The organism is Tsukamurella sp. II2bb, assembly GCF_057815145.1.
Genome location: NZ_JBYPZI010000013.1, coordinates 17119 through 35289 on the forward strand (window position 1 = coordinate 17119; position 18171 = coordinate 35289).

Sequence of the window (18171 nt, forward strand, 5' to 3'; positions counted from 1 at the left end):
ACCATCGAATTCCTGAATCATTCGACCTGGCGAAACAATTCACGCAATCGAGACTTGCCGCCGGTATACCAACTCTGCGACAATCAAGGCTCGCGAACGTCGAGTTCGATGTACGCGACCCGGGGAGAATGTCCCGACTTCGTTCGCGTACCTGGATGAGGCGATGATGAAACACCTGAGCTCTGCCATTGCGGCACTTCTTCTCACGCTCGGCGGCGGCGCTATCGGATATCCCGCGGCGGCGGATCCCGACACGCTGACGACCGCGGACCGGGCCTATTTGGCAGCCATACGGAGCAGCCAATCCGGGACGGTCGCCGTTGGCGGCAACGAACGCTACCTGATCGAGATCGGTATCCGGATCTGTCAAGTACTGCGGTCGGAAAAGCCAGTGGGCGAGATCGTCCGGGACGTGGGTTCGAACGGAGTGAACGCGTACGACGCCTTCATCGTCACGTCCGCGGCTTCGATGAACTACTGCCCGGACACGGCCTCGCGGATCAATCAATTCTCCCAGCGAGCGCTCTGAGAACCATCACCGATAAGGAGTCCTCCATGTCCGACCCCCGTCATGTGCTCGGCGAAGGCCACACGCTACTGCGACGGACGGATCAGGTGTACGACGAGGCGAGCTGGTCGCCGCTTCCCATGACGATCAATGAAATGCGACACGCCATCGAAGTACTGGTCCGGATGCACTACGAGATCACCAGCACTGTCGAGCGCCTCGAGAATCGGATCGCGATCCTGGAAGCCCGTGACTTCCGCTGACGCCGAGCGCATGGAATTCAACGACCGGGGTCGTACCCCGGAACGGAATGAAGGGTTTCCAGCACCCTGATGCGGCCGAATTCGACGTGCGTGAAAGCGATCGCGCGCGCCACCTCGGGCGTTCCGTACGCGATCGCCTCGACGAGCTGGACGTGCTCCCGGTGCCGCTCGACCGGGTGCGCGGCCATGTTCGCGATGTTGAGCCGATTGCTCCGTTCCCGCAGCGGGTCCATCACCACCGGATAGAGCGCACCCCCGGCAAGGACCTCCACCTCGGCGTGAACCTCCCCGGAGGCGCGATGGAAGCCCTCCATGTCCCGGCGGTCCAGCGCGGCGCCGGCACGATCCGCAGCCTCGGTCAGAGCCCGCGGATCGGCACCCGCGCGGACCGCACTGCCGGCCTTCGCGGCCGCGAGCGGCTCAAGGACTGCGCGGATGTCGTACAGCTCATCGACACCGCTTCGGGTCACCGTGGTGACCACAGCCGGACGCCGCGGTTCGAGCACGACCAGCCCGCCTGCTTCCAGACGCGGGAGCGCCTCACGGATCGGCACCCTGGAAACGTTGAGTTCCTCGCTGAGTTCGCGCTCCCGGACGACACTCCCGGCCGCCAGGCGACCGTCGAGGATGCGCGCTCGCAACTCCCCGTACACCCAGCTCACCAGCTCACCGCGTCGCCCGGCTCGCTCCATGACCGTCCTCATCTCGTTTTCGCGCTGGTCCCGGCGAACCAGCAGCCCAGGTATACCGCAGGCCGTCGCTGCACCATCCGCCGCCCGGCGGCGCCACGATAGTTACCTAGACATCATACCAGTTTGAAGCGAAAATTCAGGGTGATGGCACACCGGTCAAACGAATCGTCTATTCTTCACGGAATCAACTTTGGTATACCAACGCTGGTCGGAATAGAACCCAGGAGCAACTCGTGCATCGGAGGCCACCGGACGGTGCGGCGATGCCGACGACCGCAACCGTCGGCGACCGGCTCGAGCACGCGTACGAGCGTGTCGGACTGACCCGCGCGCACGCCGGAATCCTGGCGATGGTGCTGTTCGGTGTCTTCTTCGACGCCGTCGAGCAGAACACCGTCGGTATCGCGGGCCCGATCCTCATGGCCGACTGGGGCCTCGGCGCCACACACATCGGCCTGCTGAACACGGCGACCTTCACCGCGGTCGCACTGGGGCGCGTGCTCGCCGGCAGCCTCATGGACCGCGTGGGACGGCGCCGCCTGCTCGAGTGGAACCTGCTGGTCTTCGCGGCGGGGTCGCTCCTGTGTGCACTCGCCCCGAACTACGGCACCCTCCTCGCGGCACGGTTCCTGGTGGGGATCGGCCTGGGCGGCGAGATCGCCGCCGCCGTCGTCATGCTGGCCGAGTTCTTCGCCGCACGGCATCGCGGCACTGCGATCGGGCTGATCAACGTCGCGGCAGGCGGACTGGGGAACATGCTCGCGCCGCTCGTGGGAGTCGCCGTGTTCGCCGTCGCAGGCGGTGCGGACCGCTGGCGTTGGCTCTTCGGCGTGCTCGTCGTCCCCGCGCTCCTCGTTGTCGTGTACCGCCGTAACCTGCCCGAGTCGCCGCGATACCTCGTCGCCCACGGCCGCGTCTCGGAGGCCGAGACCGTGTTCAACCGCCTGGCTTCGGGCCGGCTGCGCGGCACGCCGACCACCCGGATCGCCTACCTGACGCCGCTTCCGGAGGCGGAACCGTCGGCCCGGCCAGGCGCCCGCCCGGCCCGCCGGCCCCGGCTCCTCGGTCGACGGTTCCGCCGCCGGACCCTCGCGCTCTGCGTCGCCGTCTGCATGTCCTACGCCGCGCAGTTCACCATGATCACACTGATCCCGCTCATCCTCACTCAGCGGGGGATGCCCATCGCGACGGCCCTGTGGTTCACGCTGATCATGCAGAGCGGATCGCTGGCGGGCGCGCTCACCGCGGCGGCCCTGGCGCCCCGAGTCCCGCGCAAGGTCACGCTGACGGCCGGAGCCGCGCTCGGCACGGCAGCGGGCCTCGGCTTCGGCTTCCTCGCCGTCAACGAGGCACTGGTCCTCCTGTTCGGCGCCGCGTTCAATTTCGCGGTGATCGTGCTCAACACCACGATCTGGGTGTTCGCCCCGGAGCAGTACCCCACGTCGATCCGCGGCCTCGCCACCTCCGTCATCCTCTCGCTCGGCTCGCTCTCCGGCGGCCTGTTCGCGCTCATCGCTGCAGCCCTCCTCGACGCCGTCGGCGTCGGCGCGGTGTTCGCGATGATGGCCGCGGCGTTCGCGATCTGCGGGATCGCCGTCCAGTTCCCGCGCGAGACCTTCGGCCGCCCCCTGCCCGAGGGGGACGCACCGTGAACCGCACCGCCCGCCGCCTGCTCGTCGTCAACCCGAACAGCGACACCCGCACGACGGAGATGCTCCTGCGCGCCGCCGGCCCGGCCGCCGCGGCGGCGAACCTCTCGCTGCGCGGGGTGACAGTGCCGGACGCGCCGCGGATGATCGTCGACGAGTCCGCCCTGCGCGCCGCACGGGCGGCCACCGTCCGCGCGACCGTCGCCGCCATCGACGACGAGGTGGCGGACGCCGTGCTCATCGGGGCCTTCGGCGACCCCGGCGTCGCGGACCTGGCGGCCGCGCTCCCCGTGCCGGTGGTGGGCATCGGACGGTCCGCGGTCGCCCGCGCCGCAATCCTCGGGGAGCCGTTCGCGGTCGCCACCACGACCTCCGCACTGGCCTCATCGATCGGTGCCCTCGTCTCGTCGATAGCGCGACCCGGCCAGTACACGGGGACCTTCGTCACCGACGGGGATCCGTTGGACCTCGCCTCCGACCCGGACCGCATGGCCTGTGCACTGGAGGCCACCACCGCTCGAGCGATCGCTGCGGGCGCGCGCACCGTCGTCATCGGGGGCGGACCGCTGAGCGACTCCGCCACCCACCTCGCCACCATCGCCACGGCCCGCATCGTCGAACCGATCCCCGAAGGGATCCGCGCGGCGATGCGCCTGCTGCTCGAGACCAGGGCAGCGGGAGTAGGCACGCGATGAGCTCGGAATCGATCTACCACGGACAGTGGAGAACGGCAGTCATGGACATGATCCACAGCTCACTGGCAGAAGCAGCGCCCGGCAGCCCCACCGATACGACTCCCCTGGGTCTGCTCATCATCCGCACATCGCACCGCCTGCGCAGGGAGTACGTCCGCGCCCTCAAGTCGATCGGAATGACTCTGCGCGATTACTCGGTACTACTCGCACTGCGGGTGAGCGGACCGGCGAGCCAACGGACTCTCGCGCGCCGGGCGGCGGTCGACCCCAGCGAACTCGTCGCCTGCCTCGACGGGCTGTCCCGGACGGGACTGATCCACCGCTCCCGCGACCCCATCGACCGGCGCCGGCAGATCGTGACGATGACGTGGGACGGCCTGGAACAGCTCGACCGGGCGGACACGCACCTCACCGCGGTGAACACGAAGATCTTCGGGAACGGGCGCGCCGCAGTGGAACTCCACCGCGCGCTCATCGCGGTCACGGGCCACGACGACGAGAACCGCTAGCGATCTCCGCCGTCCTACCGCAGCAGTAAGGAGGATTCCATGCTCGAGACCGGCCAGTTCTACGCCGACCCCGACGGGCGCATCTGGTGGTACTCCGACGACGATCACCAGTGGGGCTACTTCCACCCCGAGCAGTTCCGGCGGATCGCACGCGAGGAGGAGCACCGTCGTGCCCTCGCTGCGGCGCCGGGCGCCTTCACCCCGGTCGAGTCGCGCGTCGCCTATGCGATCATCGGCCGGGCGATACTGTCGATCCGTCTCGGCCGCGACGACGAGCCCGTCCCGGTCGCGGCGATCTACTCCCGCCTGAACGAGTTGTGGCCCTTCGACTGAGTCGACGACCGCGCAGGCGGTGGACCGAGGGGCCGCTAGCGCTCCGTGAGATAGGTGAGGATCGCCCGCACCCGGCGGTTGCCCTCCTCCGGCGGGAGATCGAGCTTGGCGAAGATGTTCGCGACGTGCTTGGCGACGGCGGCGTCCGAGACCACCAGGGCCGCAGCGATCTCCGCATTGCTCCTGCCCTCCGCCATGAGCGCGATCACCTCGCCCTCGCGGGGCGTGAGCCGGTCGAGCACCGTCGGGTTGAACATCCTGGAGACGACCTCGGGGTCGACCACCACTCCCCCGCCGGCGACGGTCTCGATCGCCCGGAGGAAATCGTCGACCCGCCCCACCCGCTCCTTGAGGAGGTAACCGACGCCGCCGCCCGACTCCAGCAGCCGTCGCGCGTACGCCGCCGCCACGTACTGCGACAGCACGAGCACCGGTAGGTCCGCGCGGCGGGCGCGCAGCTCCAGCGCCGCCCGCAGGCCGTCGTCACCGTGCCCGGGCGGCATCCGCACATCCGTCACCACCAGGTCGACGGTGCCGGGGTCGACCGCCCGGAGCGCGTCGGCGTCACCGATCAGGCCGGCCACCTCGTGGCCGGCCCGCTCGACGATCCGCTGCAGGCCCTCGGCGAGCAGCACTGCATCCTCCGCTATCAGAAGCCGCATGCCAGGCAGGCTACGACAGGGCCCTCGCCCAGTAGAGGGTGGTGGGCCCGCCGGGCGGGCTGAGCACCGTGAGCGTGGCACCGATCGCCTCCGCCCGTTCGACGAGGCCAGCGAGGCCCGTGCCCCGGGCCGGATCCGCGCCGCCGGCACCGTCGTCCATCACGGTCATGGAGACGCCGAGCACGCCGGCCGCGAAGGTGATCCACACCTGCCCCGCCCCGCCGTGCTTGATCGCGTTGGTGACGGCCTCACTGGCGGTGTAGTACATGGCCTGCTCGATCTCGGCGGGCAGGCGGCGGCCGGGCTCCCAGCCGTCACCCGCCACGACGTCCACCCGGATCGCGCCGCCGAGTTCGGCGCACGCGGCCTCGACCCCGGCATCGTCGAGCACCTGCGGGTGCACCCCGCGGACGGTGTCCCGCAGGCCCGCCATCGCCCGCTCGAGCCGGAGCTGCGCTTCGACGACCTGCGCGCGCACCGACTCGTCGGCCCCGGCGGAGAGGCTCTGCTGGAGTTCGCCGAGTTGGAGCGACAGGCTCGCGAGGTCCTGCTGCGGTCCGTCGTGGAGGTCGCGCTCGATGCGCCGGCGCTCGCCCTCGAAGGAGCTCACCAGCACGCCGCGGGAGGTCTCGAGCGTGGTCACCCGGCGGCGCAGCTCCTCCTCGGTGGGGCTGAGCAGAAGGCGCGCCGTCGCCACCTGCAGGGCGGAGACGGCGTAGGTGGCGTAGAGGGCCACCGCGCACAGCACCGCGCCGACGGCGCCCCAGAGCGCCCGTCCGACGACGCCGTCCACCGGCGCGCCGAGGACGGTGACCTCGTCGGCGACGAGGGGCGCCACGAGGAGCCCGACTCCGACGACCCAGCCGAGGACTGCGCCGACGAAGACGATGGGCGTGGTCACCGCCAGCAGCAGGGAGTAGGCCACCTCGCGCCAGGTCGCCCGTTCGCCGAGCCGCGCGCCGGCGCGGGTCGACGGGCTCCCGGTCAGGGGTGGGTGCGGATCCCCGATCGCGGGCACCTCCAGCCAGACGACCCTGCGGCGTTCCAGCTTGGCCAGCCAGTAGGACCACGCGGGGGCGAGGGGCAGCACCACGATCACGGCGTAGAGGAGGAAGAGGGTCCATCCGACGACCATCGAAACCGCGAAGTAGGCCAGGCCGCGCCACGGCGCGGACGTGGTGAGGAAGCGCAGGGGCTCGCGCAGCGGCGCTCCGAGCGCGCTGCTGCCGGGCCGGCGCAGCGCGGGGGACGACGGGGTCATGGTATCGATCATGCCGTAGACGCTAGGGCCGCGACCTCCGCCGAGTCCCTGGCGCGAACAGGAGAATCGGGGGTGGTGCCAGCACTACCCGGATCGGGCCGCACACCTCGCCGATCGTGGATCCGCGGCTCGTGCACTAGTGCATCGGCGTTGCGTAGTGCCTTTCGATGCCCACAATCCTCCGCTTCGACTGTCATGTCGGGAAGACCGGAACGACCACCGTCGGCGATCAGTAGACGCTGTCGAATTCCTCTGCGCGCCAGCGGAATCACGGTGCCGATCAACGCCCTCGGCGTCACGTCGCGAGGAAGACACTCTCCATCGCTCGACCTCGACGACGTCATTGCCACGTGTACCTGAACCGGTCGATCCGAGGAGACGGATACTCCCTGAATCGTCCGAACACGTCCCACGTGATCGATTGACCCGATTGCGTGAAGGTGACCACCCGGCGAAGCTCCACGGCGGCTCGCGCACCCGGATCGCCGAAGGAAACCGTGAACTGGAACGCATACGTTCCAGGAGTTCTGGACGTCACCGTCACATTCCCGTGGTCGAACGTGCACACCACGGGGTCGCCCGCTTGCACGTCGTACGGCGCATCGCAACGACTCGCCGACCCACCCGCCGATACCGAAGGCAACGGAGCCGCCACGGCGACGACCACCGAAGACACGCCCGCGACGAGAGCCGCAACAACCCTTTTCATGACGACCACCTTTCCGGCAGAAGAAATCCCCGACTACTCCGATGAGCACGACCGCATGATTCGCGCCGCTCACATCGACGTCGACCCGGAGAAATTATGCGTAGCATAGCTAATAACTGGTCGAGGTATACCGTGCGCCACGTCACGCCGCCCTGCCGCACATCGCTCCACCCGGCGACGGGATACGCGGCCCGTCGGTTCTCCGGGCGGCTAGCGTGAGCGGTATGCGCATCGCGATCCTCGACGACTACCAGAACGTCTCCCGCACCTACGGCGACTTCTCCGGCCTCGACGTCACCGTCTTCACGGAGCCGCTCACCGACATCGCCGCCCAGCTCGCGGAGTTCGACGGGGTCGTCGCCATGCGCGAACGCACCCGCTTTCCCGCGGAGGTCCTCCGCTCCCTCCCCCACCTACGACTCCTGGTCTCGACGGGTCGCCGCAACGCCGCGATCGATCTGGACGCCGCCAGCGAGCTGGGGATCACGGTGTGCCACACCGGATACCGCCCGGCTGCGGCCGCCGAGCACACCTGGGCCCTGATCCTCGGGGCACTGCGGCACATTCCGGCCGAGGACGCCAACATCCGGGCCGGACGGTGGCAGAGCACCGTCGGGAAGGAACTGCACGAGAGCACGATCGGCATCGTCGGGCTGGGCGGGCTCGGCCGGCGCGTCGCCCGGGTCGCGAACGCCTTCCGCGCCGAGGTGATCGCGTGGTCGAGCAACATCGACCCCGACCGCGCCGCGGAGGTCGGCGCCACGGCGGTGAGCAAGGAGGAGCTGTTCGAACGCTCGGACGTGGTGACCATTCACTACGTGCTCTCGGAGCGCTCCCGCGGCATCGTCGGCGCCGCCGACATCTCCCGGATGAAGCCGGGCGCCCTGCTGGTCAACACCTCTCGTGCGGGCGTGCTCGATACGCCGGCCGCCGCGGCCGCCGCACGACGCGGCGACATCCGCCTCGCCCTCGACGTCTTCGACACCGAACCGCTGCCCGCCGACGACCCGATCCGGGACCTGCCGAACTCGGTGCTCACCGGACACGTCGGCTACGTGACCGAGCAGCAGTACCGCACCTTCTACGCCGACGCGGCCGAGGACATCCGCGCGTACCTCGCGGGCACCCCCGTCCGCGTCATGAATCCCTGACCGTCACGCCCCGGCGGTCACCCGGTCCAGGACGAGCGAGCCGCGTGTCGGCGCGGACTCGCCGATGACGGCCGCGCCGTCGAGAGCGGCGACGGCACCGTCGAACTTCTCCGGGGTGTCGGTGTGCAGCGTGAACAGCGGCTCCCCGGCCCTGACGGTGTCGCCGACGCTCGCATGCCAGGTGACGCCCGCACCGGCCTGGACGGGCTCGCCCTGCCGCTCACGGCCCGCGCCGAGGCGCCAGGCGGCGATGCCGACGCCCATCGCGTCGAGCTCCGCGAGCACACCCGAGGCGGGCGCGGCGACGGTGCGCGTGTGCCGCGCGACGGGCAGCGGCGCGTCGGGGTCCCCACCCTGCGCCGCGATCATCGCCCGCCAGCTGTCCATCGCCCTCCCGTTCGCCAGGTGCTCCGCGGGGTCGGCATCGACGCCCGCAAGGGCGAGCATCTCCCGCGCGAGGGCCAGCGTCAGCTCCACGACGTCCGACGGTCCGCCGCCGGCCAGGACCTCGAGCGACTCGGCGACCTCGAGGCCGTTGCCGGCGCTGCGGCCGAGCGGCGTGGACATGTCGGTGAGCAGCGCGACGGTGTTCACGCCCGAGTCGTGCCCGAGGGCGACCATCGTCTCGGCGAGCTCGCGGGCCTGGGCCTCCGTCTTCATGAAGGCGCCCTTGCCGACCTTGACGTCGAGGACGAGCGAGGCGGTGCCCTCCGCGATCTTCTTGCTCATGATCGAGCTGGCGATGAGCGGGATCGCCTCGACAGTGCCGGTGACGTCGCGCAGCGCGTAGAGCTTCTTGTCGGCGGGGGCGAGGCCCGACCCGGCTGCGCAGATCACCCCGCCCACCTTCTCGAGCTGGTCGAACATCTGCTCATTGGTCAGGTCGGCGCGCCAGCCGGCGATCGCCTCCAACTTGTCGAGCGTGCCGCCGGTGTGGCCGAGGCCGCGACCCGAGAGCTGCGGCACCGCGACGCCGTAGGACGCGACGAGCGGGGTGAGCGGCAGCGTGATCTTGTCGCCCACGCCGCCGGTGGAGTGCTTGTCCGTGGTCGCGAGCGGGCGGCCGTCGCGGCGCAGCCCGGAGAAGTCCATCCGCTCGCCGCTGGCGATCATCGCGGCGGTCCACCGGGCGATCTCGCGGCGGTCCATACCGTTAAGAAGGATCGCCATCGCGAGCGCGGACATCTGGTAGTCGGCGACCTCGCCGCGGGTGAACCGATCGATCACCCAATCGATCTGGCCGTCCGACAGGGCCTTGCCGTCGCGCTTGGCGGCGATGACGGAGACGGCGTCGAAGACTTCGCTCATTACTTGACCTCTTCCAGATCGTCGGGCCCGAAGGCGTCGGGCAGGAGCCGGCTCAGGGGCATCGGCCCCGAGCGGTGGTCGACCATCAGGTCGCCGCCGCCGTGCTCGTGGAGCAGCTGCCGGCAGCGCCCGCAGGGCAGCAGGACGTCGCCGTTGGCGTTGGTGCACGTGAAGGCGAGCAGGCGTCCCCCGCCCGTGGAATGGAGCGCGCTCACGAGCCCGCATTCTGCACAGAGGGTCAAGCCGTATGAGACATTCTCCACATTGCAACCGGACACGATGCGGCCGTCATCCGCGAGCGCGGCCGCCCCCACCGGGTAGTTCGAATAGGGCGCGTAGGCGCGCCCCATGGCCTCGACGGCGGTGCGCCGCAATACCTCCCAGTCGATGTCGGGCACAGCCGCGCGCTCCTTTCCGAGGCTTGTTGATTCCGGGTCAATTTTGGTCAGGCATACCTAAGTAAATCCCTTTGGCCCCAAGGGATCGGGACCGTGGTTTCGATTCCACATTCCGGTGGGTTTAAGGTCAAGGCGTGGGTTCAGGTATACGTCGCGAACGGCGCCGGCGCGAGGGCTCTCAAGTCCTTCGTCGGACCGATGTGCGGGGTGTCCAAGAAACGATGTCGAAGGCAGGACTCGATGAGCAGTAGTACCGAGGTGGCGGCCGCCGAGGAGCCGCGCCGCGTCTCCCTCTACAAGGGCGATCCGGGCATGTTGAACTGGGTGCTGCACCGCATCAGCGGCGTCACCATCTTCTTCTTCCTGTTCGTCCACGTCCTCGACACCGCGGTCATCCGCATCGATCCGGAGGCGTACGACGCGGTCATCAAGACGTACAAGACCCCGATCATCGGCCTGCTCGAGATCGGCCTCGTCATGGCCATCCTCTTCCACGCCCTCAACGGCGTCCGCGTGATCCTCGTGGACTTCTGGAGCAAGGGCGTGCAGTACCAGAAGGCGATGTCGATCGCGATCTGGGCCGTCTTCCTCATCACCGGCGCCGGGATGGCCGCGCGCCTGCTCTACATCATGATCTCGCACGCAGGCTGAGGGGGACCTTCACCATGACCACCGCGAACGAACCCAAGCTGGCCAAGACGCTGCTCAAGCAGTACGACCGTCCCGCCTCGCTCGACAACCCGCGCTCGCCGCACCGTCCGGCCGCCGGGAACTTCGAGAAGTACGCATGGCTGTTCATGCGCTTCTCGGGCATCGCGCTCCTCGTGCTCGTCTTCGGGCACGTCTTCATCATGCTCGCGCTGGACAGCCAGGGCGTGCACCGGATCAGCGCCGCCTTCGTCGCGCAGCGCTGGGCCAGCCCCTTCTGGCAGATCTGGGACATCACGATGCTGTGGCTCGCGCAGCTGCACGGCGGCAACGGCCTGCGCGTGATCATCGACGACTACGCCCGCAAGGACCGCACGCGGTTCTGGCTCAAGACCCTGCTCGTGCTGTCGATGATCCTCGTGGTCGGCCTCGGCTCGTACGCGCTCCTCACGTTCGAACCGGCATCCGTGCCCACCGCCCAGTAACGGCCAGGAAGGACTCACCCGCATCATGCAGGAACATCGTTACGACGTGGTGATCATCGGCGCAGGCGGCGCCGGTATGCGCGCGGCCATCGAGGCCGGGCCCCGCGCCCGCACCGCGGTGCTCACCAAGCTCTACCCCACCCGCTCCCACACCGGCGCGGCGCAGGGCGGCATGTGCGCCTCCCTCGCCAACGTCGAGGAGGACAACTGGGAGTGGCACACCTTCGACACGGTCAAGGGCGGCGACTACATCGTCGACCAGGATGCCGCGGAGATCATGGCCAAGGAGGCCATCGACGCGGTGCTCGACCTGGAGAAGATGGGCCTGCCCTTCAACCGCACCCCCGAGGGCAAGATCGACCAGCGCCGCTTCGGCGGCCACACCCGCGATCACGGCAAGGCCCCCGTCCGCCGCGCCTGTTACGCCGCGGACCGCACCGGCCACATGATCCTGCAGACGCTGTACCAGAACTGCGTCAAGCACGACGTGGAGTTCTTCAACGAGTTCTACGTCCTCGACATCGCGCTGACGGAGACCGAGGACGGGCCCGTCGCGACCGGCGCCGTCGCCTACGAGCTGGCCACCGGCGAGATCCACGTCTTCCACGCCAAGGCGATCATCTTCGCCACCGGCGGTTCGGGACGCATGTACAAGACCACCTCCAACGCCCACACCCTCACCGGTGACGGCATGGGCATCGTCTTCCGCAAGGGCCTGCCCCTGGAGGACATGGAGTTCCACCAGTTCCATCCGACGGGTCTCGCGGGCCTGGGCATCCTCATCACCGAGGGCGTCCGCGGCGAGGGCGGCATCCTCCGCAACGTCGACGGCGAGCGGTTCATGGAGCGCTACGCCCCCACCATCAAGGACCTCGCGCCGCGCGACATCGTCGCCCGCTCGATGGTGCTCGAGGTGCTCGAGGGCCGCGGCGCCGGCCCGAACAAGGACTACGTGCTCCTGGATGTCACGCACATCCCGGAGGAGACCCTGATGGCCAAGCTGCCGGACATCATGGAGTTCTCGCGCACCTACCTCGGCGTCGACCCCGTCACCGAGCTGGTGCCCGTGTACCCGACCTGCCACTACGTGATGGGCGGCATCCCCACCAACATCCACGGCGAGGTCCTGCGCGACAACGAGCACATCGTCCCCGGCCTGTACGCCGCCGGTGAGTGCGCCTGCGTCTCCGTGCACGGCGCCAACCGCCTCGGCACCAACTCGCTGCTCGACATCAACGTCTTCGGCCGCCGCTCCGGCATCGCCGCGGCGGAGTACGCCAAGACGCACGACTTCGTGCCGCTGCCCGAGAACCCGGCCGAGATGGTCGAGAACTGGGTCGCCTCGATGCTCAGCGACCACGGCGACGAGAACGTCATGGCGATCCGTACCGAGCTGCAGCAGACGATGGACAACAACGCCGCCGTCTTCCGCACGGAGAAGACCCTGACGCAGGCCCTCGAGGACGTCCGCGCCCTCAAGAAGCGGTACGAGCACGTCACCGTCACCGACAAGGGCAAGCGCTTCAACAGCGACCTGCTCGAGGCCATCGAGCTGGGCTTCCTGCTCGAGCTGGCCGAGGTCACCGTCGTCGGCGCCCTCAACCGCAAGGAGACCCGCGGCGGCCACGCCCGCGAGGACTACCCGAACCGCGACGACGAGAACTTCATGGTGCACACCATGGCCTACAAGGAGGGCGAGGGGCTCGAGTCCGGCATCCGGCTGGACACCAAGCCCGTCGTGCAGACCCGCTACGAGCCGATGGAGCGTAAGTACTGATGACTGCCGCAGTGGAAACCCCGTCGAACTCGGTGCAGCCGCCCGTCCCGCCCGGCTCCACCATGGTCACGATCAAGGTCTACCGGTTCAACCCGGAGGATCCGGACGCGGCCGGCTGGCAGAGCTACCGGGTCCCCGCGCTCCCCTCGGACCGCTTCCTGAACCTGCTCCTGTACATCAAGGGCTACCTCGACGGCACCCTGACCTTCCGCCGCTCGTGCGCGCACGGCGTGTGCGGCAGCGACGCCATGCGCATCAACGGCGTCAACCGCCTCGCCTGCAAGATGCTGATGAAGGACTTCCTGCACGGCGACAAGGACATCACCATCACGGTCGAGCCGATCCGCGGCCTGCCGGTGGAGAAGGACCTCGTCGTCGACATGGAGCCCTTCTTCGACGCCTTCCGCGCCGTGAAGCCCTACCTGATCACCTCGGGCAACGAGCCGACCCGCGAGCGCATCCAGTCCCCCACGGACCGCGAGCGTTTCGACGACACCACCAAGTGCATCCTCTGCGCCTGCTGCACCACCAGCTGCCCGGTGTACTGGATGGACGGCTCGTACTTCGGCCCCGCGGCGATCGTGAACGCGCACCGCTTCATCTTCGACAGCCGCGACGAGGGCGCCGCCGAGCGCCTGGAGATCCTCAACGGCGTCGACGGCGTCTGGCGCTGCCGCACCACCTTCAACTGCACCGACGCGTGCCCCCGTGGCATCCAGGTGACCAAGGCCATCCAGGAGGTCAAGCGCGCCCTCCTGTTCAGCCGCTAGATCCATCGCTGCAGCCCGGAACGCCCCGGACCTCCTCCCGAGGTCCGGGGCGTTTCTCATGGTCGACGGTGCCCGCGCGGGTCAGGCGCCGACGAGGCGGTTCGCGAAGGTCGACATGGTGTAGACGCCCACGCCGAAGACGATGTCGAGCGCGTCGCGGCGGGTGAAGCCCGCGTCGAGGAACTCCTGCAGCTCGGCGGCCCCTACCTGCCCGGCACCGTCGAACAACCGCCCGACGAAGGTGACGGCCGCCGCGACCGCCGCGTCGCGTGGCGGCAGCCCTACGCCGATGTCGTGCGCCACGTCCTCCCGGCCCATGCGGGCGAGCGCGGCGGCGTGGATCTTCACGCACACCCCGCAGCCGTTGCGGTGGGCGACCGCGAGGATCACCGCCTCCCGCACAGCGGGCGGCAGCGCCACCGCCTCGAAGGCCGCGCTCGCCGCGAGGAACCCGCCCAGTAGGGCCGGAGATTCCGCCTGCAGCGCGGCAGCCCGAGGAACTCCGCCGAACTTCGCGCGGATCGCCTCGAGCGCCGCGCGGGACTCCGGCGGCGCCGTCTCGACCGTGTGCGCCGTGAACACCATGACCACTCCTCAGATAGACAACTAGGTTGACGATTATCGACACGATACAGTCAACCCGGTTGACGGAACAAGGGGGTGACGACATGGCGAGACCCGGCTACGAGCTGCCACTGCTCCTTCTCGACGGTTTCCGCGAGGCGGTCGACGAGGCTCACCGCATCCTGGCCGAGCGCGGCTTCCCCGAGGCCCGCCCACGCGACGGATTCGCCATGCAGGCCGTCGGCACCGGGTCGACCGCCGGCGAGATCGCCGCGGCGCTCGGCGTCACGAAGCAGGCCGCGGCCAAGACCATCGCCCGCCTCGTCGAGCTGGACTACGTCACCATCGGTCACGATCTCCAGGACGGCCGACGACGAATCGTCGCGCCCACCGCACGTGGGCGGGCGATGCTCCGCGCGAGCGCTGCGGCCTTCCAGGCCGTCCATGACGCGTGGTCGCAGCGCATCGGATCCGGCCGCCTCGACACCATGCTCGACGATCTGGCCTCGCTCACCGCCTCGCCGATCCGCCTCGACACCCTCGCGGCCATGACCGACGAGGCGCCCGACCTGCACAGACACAGTCGATCATCGGAATGACACCAGACACCCCTTGATATGACACCACAATGGTGTCACTATTGACGTCATGGACATCACCCCCTACGTCAGCGACCTCCAGCGCCGGCTCGTCGCCGCCGCCGAACGCGGTTTCGCGGATGCGGGCGACAACGGCGTCGACGATGCCCGGGCCGCCGCCGAGCGGCTCGCCACCGGTCTCGACGACACCGCGCGCCTCGTGCTGCTCGACGCGCTGTCCGCCGCGGCCGCCGAGATCACGCGAGAACTGGTTCCCGGCTCCGTCGACCTGCGCCTGCGCGGGCGTGAGGTCGACTTCGTCGTCGCCGCGCCGCGCGCGGATCAGGACGAGACGGCAACGGCCTCCGACCGCGTCGAGTTCGATGACACCAGCACCTCGCGCACCACGCTCCGCCTGCCCGACGCACTCAAGGGTCAGGTCGACGAGGCGGCGGCCGCCGCGGGCGTCTCCGTGAACACCTGGCTCGTCCGGGCCGTCGCCGCGGCCCTCGCCCCGCGCAAGCGACGAACCGCCCAACGCAGCCTGCGCATCGGCGACGACTTCGCCGGCTGGGCGCGCTGAACCCTCCCTCCCGGAACTCCCCCGCCCCACCGATACCCACACCTGCCACAGCCCCGTCACCCGCGGGGCCGGCCGAACGCACCCATCGAAAGGCCCCTGCCATGCCCACCTTCCCCACCCCCGAACCCATCGACCTGGCCGTCAACCTCCAGGTCGGCGACATCGAGGTGATCGCGAGCGACCGCACCGACACCGTCGTGACCGTCTCACCCAGCTCCCCGAACAAGGCCTCGGACCTGCGTGCCGCCGAGGCCACTCGCGTTGAATTCGACGGCGCCCGCCTCGTCGTGGTCGGCCCGAAGCCCAGGTTCGGGCTCCTGAGCTTCATCGGCGCCACCGAATCGGTCGACCTCACCGTCGAGCTACCGGCGGGCTCACGGTTCACCGCGGAGAGCGCGGTCGGCGGCGTCCGCTCCGAGGGGCGCCTGGCCGCCACCCGGATCAAGGCGACGACGGGCACCGTCGAGCTCGAGGCGACGGGGGATCTCTGGCTGCGTGCCGGCCACGGCAACGCGCTCATCGGCGCGGTCGACGGTTCCGCCGAGATCACCGCCGACCACGGCCGGATCCGAATCGCCTCCGTCGCGGGGGACGCCGTGCTGAAGGCCTCGCACGGCAGCGTCCACGTCGGCGAGACCCGCGGCGCCGTCGCTGCGAACCTGTCCTACGGCGACCTGGACATCGACCGCGCCACCTCCTCCGTGGCCGCCAAGACCGCCTACGGCAGCATCACGCTGAACGAGGTCTCCGGCGGGGAGATCGATGTCGAGAGCAGTTACGGCACGCTCACCGTCGGTGTGGCGGCGGGGACCCCGGCCTGGCTCGACCTGTCCTCCGCCGAGGGGCGCGTCCGCAACCACCTCGACGACGGCCTCCCCGAACGGGCCACCGGCGACCGCAGTGCGGAGCCGGAAGGCGAGCACGTGACAGTGCGCGCCCGGGCCACGTTCGGCGACATCGACATCCGCCGCGCCCGCTGAACGGCGCCTTCCCTCCAGGAGCACATCATGACCATGACCACCACCGCGGCCGTCGAGGTCCGCGGCATCGAGAAGTCCTACGGCGACGTTCCGGTGCTGCGCGGCGTCGACTTCACCGTGACCCCCGGGAGCATCGTCGCCCTCTTGGGCGCCAACGGCGCGGGGAAGACCACCCTGATCCGCATTCTGTCGACTCTGCTGCGCCCGGACGCCGGCACGGCCACCGTGCACGGCTACGACGTCACCACCGAGGCCCAGCGGGTCCGCGAATCCATAAGCCTCACCGGCCAGTTCGCCGCCGTCGACGAGATCCTCAGCGGGCGCGAGAACCTCGTACTGGTGGCGCGCCTGCGGCACCAGAGCGACCCGGACGCCGTCGCCGAGGAGCTGCTGCACCGCTTCCGCCTCAGCGAGGCGGGCGGCCGAAAGGTCGGCACGTACTCCGGGGGCATGCGCCGTCGCCTCGACATCGCCATGAGCCTGATCGGCGATCCCGCGGTGATCTTCCTCGACGAGCCCACCACCGGCCTCGACCCGGAGGCCCGGATCGACGTCTGGGACATCGTGAAGGACCTCGCCGATCGCGGCACGACGGTGCTGCTGACCACGCAGTACCTGGAGGAGGCCGAGCACCTGGCCGACCGGATCGCCATCCTGCGCGACGGGCGGATCATCGCCGACGGCACCCTCACCGATCTCAAGCGGCTGCTGCCGGCGGCGAAGGTCGAGTACGTCGAGAAACAGCCCTCGCTCGAGGAGATCTTCCTCGCGCTGACCGGCACCCGCACCGAACCCACCACCGAGGACCGATCATGACCGTCCACGCCGTCTCCGACACCGGTGCGCTGCTGGGCCGATCGCTGCGGCACATCACCCGCAGCGTCGACACCATCATCACCACCGCGATCACCCCGATCGCCATGATGCTCCTGTTCGTCTACGTCTTCGGCGGCGCGATCAAGGGCAGCACCGGCGACGCGAACTACGTGAACTACCTGCTGCCCGGAATCCTGTTGATGGCCATCGCCTCCGGCATCGCGTACACCGCGCTGCGGCTGTTCAACGACATGCAGGGCGGCATCTTCGAACGCTTCCAGTCGATGCCGATCGCCCGCTCCTCGGTACTGTGGGCGCACGTGCTCACGTCCATGGTGGCCAACGCGATCACGGTCGTGATCATCATCGGTGTGGGACTGATCATGGGCTTCCGCTCGCCCGCCGGACCGCTCGCCTGGCTCGGCGTCGCCGGGATCCTGGCCCTGTTCACCCTGGCACTCACCTGGATCGCGGTGGCCGTCGGCCTGACGGCGAAGTCCGTGGACGGCGCGACCGGCTTCTCCTACCCGCTGATCTTCCTGCCGTTCATCAGCTCCGCGTTCGTCCCCACCGCCACCATGCCCGGACCCGTCCGCGCCTTCGCGGAGAACCAGCCGGTGACCTCGATCGTGAACACCATCTCGGCCCTGCTGGCGGAGCGCCCGGTCGACACCGGCGATCTGGTCTCGGCCCTCGCCTGGTGCACGGGCATCCTGGTCCTCGCCTACGGCGGCGCGATGCTCGCCTACCGCCGCCGGATCAGCTGAGCCGCCGCACGACCGCGGCCGGCGCCCCGTCTCGTGGTGCCGGCCGCCGCCTCGGTGTGCGTAGC

The 18171-nt window shown here is 69.5% G+C and carries 23 protein-coding genes; 17 read left to right on the forward strand and 6 right to left on the reverse strand.

Annotated elements, in window-relative coordinates; all coding sequences use genetic code 11:
- The first annotated feature begins 166 nt into the window (after positions 1-166).
- Both AC21LY_RS22450 and AC21LY_RS22455 read left to right on the forward strand, forming a co-directional pair.
- A complete protein-coding gene (locus AC21LY_RS22450) occupies positions 167-529 on the forward strand; it encodes a DUF732 domain-containing protein (protein WP_489048792.1) in 363 nt (120 codons plus the stop codon).
- A gap of 26 nt (positions 530-555) precedes the next feature.
- On the forward strand, positions 556-771 hold the full coding sequence (locus tag AC21LY_RS22455) for a hypothetical protein (protein ID WP_489048793.1): 216 nt from the start codon (positions 556-558) through the stop codon (positions 769-771).
- 17 nt (positions 772-788) lie between these two features.
- Here AC21LY_RS22455 and AC21LY_RS22460 read toward each other — a convergent pair whose 3' ends face one another.
- Entirely contained in the window at positions 789-1475 is a 687-nt protein-coding gene (locus AC21LY_RS22460; protein ID WP_489048794.1) for a GntR family transcriptional regulator, read from the reverse strand.
- A gap of 251 nt (positions 1476-1726) precedes the next feature.
- Between AC21LY_RS22460 and AC21LY_RS22465 the strand changes: the two genes are divergently transcribed.
- The 4 genes from AC21LY_RS22465 to AC21LY_RS22480 are packed head-to-tail and all read left to right on the forward strand — an operon-like array spanning position 1727 to position 4649.
- Entirely contained in the window at positions 1727-3115 is a 1389-nt protein-coding gene (locus tag AC21LY_RS22465; RefSeq protein WP_489048795.1) for an MFS transporter, read from the forward strand.
- Complete coding sequence (locus AC21LY_RS22470) at positions 3112-3807, forward strand: aspartate/glutamate racemase family protein (protein WP_489048796.1); 696 nt, start codon at positions 3112-3114, stop codon at positions 3805-3807. Before AC21LY_RS22465 ends, AC21LY_RS22470 begins: the two co-directional genes overlap by 4 nt.
- On the forward strand, positions 3804-4316 hold the full coding sequence (locus AC21LY_RS22475) for a MarR family winged helix-turn-helix transcriptional regulator (protein WP_489048797.1): 513 nt from the start codon (positions 3804-3806) through the stop codon (positions 4314-4316). Before AC21LY_RS22470 ends, AC21LY_RS22475 begins: the two co-directional genes overlap by 4 nt.
- A gap of 39 nt (positions 4317-4355) precedes the next feature.
- Positions 4356-4649 carry a hypothetical protein gene (locus tag AC21LY_RS22480; protein WP_489048798.1) on the forward strand — a complete coding sequence of 98 codons (294 nt, stop codon included), beginning with the start codon at positions 4356-4358 and terminating at the stop codon, positions 4647-4649.
- A gap of 35 nt (positions 4650-4684) precedes the next feature.
- Here the strand turns inward: AC21LY_RS22480 and AC21LY_RS22485 are convergent, their stop codons facing one another.
- Positions 4685-5311 (reverse strand): response regulator, encoded by a 627-nt coding sequence (locus AC21LY_RS22485; RefSeq protein ID WP_489048799.1) that lies wholly within the window; start codon positions 5309-5311, stop codon positions 4685-4687.
- 10 nt (positions 5312-5321) lie between these two features.
- Entirely contained in the window at positions 5322-6584 is a 1263-nt protein-coding gene (locus tag AC21LY_RS22490; RefSeq protein WP_489048800.1) for a sensor histidine kinase, read from the reverse strand.
- A 422-nt stretch (positions 6585-7006) separates the two neighbouring features.
- On the opposite strand from AC21LY_RS22490, the gene AC21LY_RS22495 reads away from it, so the two are divergent.
- Entirely contained in the window at positions 7007-7390 is a 384-nt protein-coding gene (locus AC21LY_RS22495) for a hypothetical protein (RefSeq protein ID WP_489048801.1), read from the forward strand.
- Positions 7391-7505: 115 nt separating this feature from the next.
- The gene (locus AC21LY_RS22500; protein WP_489048802.1) at positions 7506-8432 is read left to right on the forward strand and encodes a D-2-hydroxyacid dehydrogenase family protein; all 927 of its coding nucleotides are present in this window, start codon (positions 7506-7508) and stop codon (positions 8430-8432) included.
- A gap of 3 nt (positions 8433-8435) precedes the next feature.
- On the opposite strand, the gene AC21LY_RS22505 is transcribed toward AC21LY_RS22500, so the two are convergent.
- Both AC21LY_RS22505 and AC21LY_RS22510 read right to left on the reverse strand, forming a co-directional pair.
- Positions 8436-9740: a thymidine phosphorylase gene (locus AC21LY_RS22505; protein WP_489048803.1), complete on the reverse strand. Its 1305-nt coding sequence runs from the start codon at positions 9738-9740 to the stop codon at positions 8436-8438.
- On the reverse strand, positions 9740-10138 hold the full coding sequence (locus AC21LY_RS22510; protein WP_489048804.1) for a cytidine deaminase: 399 nt from the start codon (positions 10136-10138) through the stop codon (positions 9740-9742). The genes AC21LY_RS22505 and AC21LY_RS22510 overlap by 1 nt, the downstream gene beginning before the upstream one ends.
- 240 nt (positions 10139-10378) lie before the next feature.
- Between AC21LY_RS22510 and sdhC the strand changes: the two genes are divergently transcribed.
- From sdhC to AC21LY_RS22530, 4 genes are read left to right on the forward strand one after another with little or no spacing between them, the layout of a single operon-like run.
- A complete protein-coding gene (gene sdhC, locus AC21LY_RS22515) occupies positions 10379-10789 on the forward strand; it encodes a succinate dehydrogenase, cytochrome b556 subunit (protein WP_489048805.1) in 411 nt (136 codons plus the stop codon).
- Positions 10790-10803: 14 nt separating this feature from the next.
- Positions 10804-11271 carry a succinate dehydrogenase hydrophobic membrane anchor subunit gene (locus AC21LY_RS22520; protein ID WP_489048807.1) on the forward strand — a complete coding sequence of 156 codons (468 nt, stop codon included), beginning with the start codon at positions 10804-10806 and terminating at the stop codon, positions 11269-11271.
- 25 nt (positions 11272-11296) lie between these two features.
- Entirely contained in the window at positions 11297-13048 is a 1752-nt protein-coding gene (sdhA, locus tag AC21LY_RS22525; protein WP_489048808.1) for a succinate dehydrogenase flavoprotein subunit, read from the forward strand.
- Complete coding sequence (locus AC21LY_RS22530; protein WP_489048809.1) at positions 13048-13818, forward strand: succinate dehydrogenase iron-sulfur subunit; 771 nt, start codon at positions 13048-13050, stop codon at positions 13816-13818. The genes sdhA and AC21LY_RS22530 overlap by 1 nt, the downstream gene beginning before the upstream one ends.
- A gap of 81 nt (positions 13819-13899) precedes the next feature.
- On the opposite strand, the gene AC21LY_RS22535 is transcribed toward AC21LY_RS22530, so the two are convergent.
- Positions 13900-14403 (reverse strand): carboxymuconolactone decarboxylase family protein, encoded by a 504-nt coding sequence (locus AC21LY_RS22535; RefSeq protein ID WP_489048810.1) that lies wholly within the window; start codon positions 14401-14403, stop codon positions 13900-13902.
- 83 nt (positions 14404-14486) lie between these two features.
- Between AC21LY_RS22535 and AC21LY_RS22540 the strand changes: the two genes are divergently transcribed.
- From AC21LY_RS22540 to AC21LY_RS22560, 5 genes are all read left to right on the forward strand, one after another.
- Positions 14487-14981 (forward strand): MarR family winged helix-turn-helix transcriptional regulator, encoded by a 495-nt coding sequence (locus tag AC21LY_RS22540; RefSeq protein WP_489048811.1) that lies wholly within the window; start codon positions 14487-14489, stop codon positions 14979-14981.
- A gap of 49 nt (positions 14982-15030) precedes the next feature.
- Positions 15031-15543: a histidine kinase gene (locus tag AC21LY_RS22545; protein WP_489048812.1), complete on the forward strand. Its 513-nt coding sequence runs from the start codon at positions 15031-15033 to the stop codon at positions 15541-15543.
- A gap of 101 nt (positions 15544-15644) precedes the next feature.
- Positions 15645-16523 (forward strand): DUF4097 family beta strand repeat-containing protein, encoded by an 879-nt coding sequence (locus AC21LY_RS22550; protein WP_489048813.1) that lies wholly within the window; start codon positions 15645-15647, stop codon positions 16521-16523.
- 33 nt (positions 16524-16556) lie between these two features.
- On the forward strand, positions 16557-17339 hold the full coding sequence (locus tag AC21LY_RS22555) for an ABC transporter ATP-binding protein (protein WP_489048854.1): 783 nt from the start codon (positions 16557-16559) through the stop codon (positions 17337-17339).
- The gene (locus AC21LY_RS22560; RefSeq protein ID WP_489048814.1) at positions 17336-18106 is read left to right on the forward strand and encodes an ABC transporter permease; all 771 of its coding nucleotides are present in this window, start codon (positions 17336-17338) and stop codon (positions 18104-18106) included. Before AC21LY_RS22555 ends, AC21LY_RS22560 begins: the two co-directional genes overlap by 4 nt.
- Positions 18107-18171: the final 65 nt, after the last annotated feature.

Coding starts and splice junctions, on each gene's coding strand:
- AC21LY_RS22450 (WP_489048792.1), top strand. CDS start 167: ATGAAACACCTGAGCTCTGCCATTGCGGCACTTCTTCTCACGCTCGGC.
- AC21LY_RS22455 (WP_489048793.1), top strand. CDS start 556: ATGTCCGACCCCCGTCATGTGCTCGGCGAAGGCCACACGCTACTGCGA.
- AC21LY_RS22460 (WP_489048794.1), bottom strand. CDS start 1,475: ATGAGGACGGTCATGGAGCGAGCCGGGCGACGCGGTGAGCTGGTGAGC.
- AC21LY_RS22465 (WP_489048795.1), top strand. CDS start 1,727: ATGCCGACGACCGCAACCGTCGGCGACCGGCTCGAGCACGCGTACGAG.
- AC21LY_RS22475 (WP_489048797.1), top strand. CDS start 3,804: ATGAGCTCGGAATCGATCTACCACGGACAGTGGAGAACGGCAGTCATG.
- AC21LY_RS22480 (WP_489048798.1), top strand. CDS start 4,356: ATGCTCGAGACCGGCCAGTTCTACGCCGACCCCGACGGGCGCATCTGG.
- AC21LY_RS22485 (WP_489048799.1), bottom strand. CDS start 5,311: ATGCGGCTTCTGATAGCGGAGGATGCAGTGCTGCTCGCCGAGGGCCTG.
- AC21LY_RS22490 (WP_489048800.1), bottom strand. CDS start 6,584: ATGATCGATACCATGACCCCGTCGTCCCCCGCGCTGCGCCGGCCCGGC.
- AC21LY_RS22500 (WP_489048802.1), top strand. CDS start 7,506: ATGCGCATCGCGATCCTCGACGACTACCAGAACGTCTCCCGCACCTAC.
- AC21LY_RS22505 (WP_489048803.1), bottom strand. CDS start 9,740: ATGAGCGAAGTCTTCGACGCCGTCTCCGTCATCGCCGCCAAGCGCGAC.
- sdhC (WP_489048805.1), top strand. CDS start 10,379: ATGAGCAGTAGTACCGAGGTGGCGGCCGCCGAGGAGCCGCGCCGCGTC.
- AC21LY_RS22520 (WP_489048807.1), top strand. CDS start 10,804: ATGACCACCGCGAACGAACCCAAGCTGGCCAAGACGCTGCTCAAGCAG.
- sdhA (WP_489048808.1), top strand. CDS start 11,297: ATGCAGGAACATCGTTACGACGTGGTGATCATCGGCGCAGGCGGCGCC.
- AC21LY_RS22530 (WP_489048809.1), top strand. CDS start 13,048: ATGACTGCCGCAGTGGAAACCCCGTCGAACTCGGTGCAGCCGCCCGTC.
- AC21LY_RS22535 (WP_489048810.1), bottom strand. CDS start 14,403: ATGGTGTTCACGGCGCACACGGTCGAGACGGCGCCGCCGGAGTCCCGC.
- AC21LY_RS22540 (WP_489048811.1), top strand. CDS start 14,487: ATGGCGAGACCCGGCTACGAGCTGCCACTGCTCCTTCTCGACGGTTTC.
- AC21LY_RS22545 (WP_489048812.1), top strand. CDS start 15,031: ATGGACATCACCCCCTACGTCAGCGACCTCCAGCGCCGGCTCGTCGCC.
- AC21LY_RS22550 (WP_489048813.1), top strand. CDS start 15,645: ATGCCCACCTTCCCCACCCCCGAACCCATCGACCTGGCCGTCAACCTC.
- AC21LY_RS22555 (WP_489048854.1), top strand. CDS start 16,557: ATGACCACCACCGCGGCCGTCGAGGTCCGCGGCATCGAGAAGTCCTAC.
- AC21LY_RS22560 (WP_489048814.1), top strand. CDS start 17,336: ATGACCGTCCACGCCGTCTCCGACACCGGTGCGCTGCTGGGCCGATCG.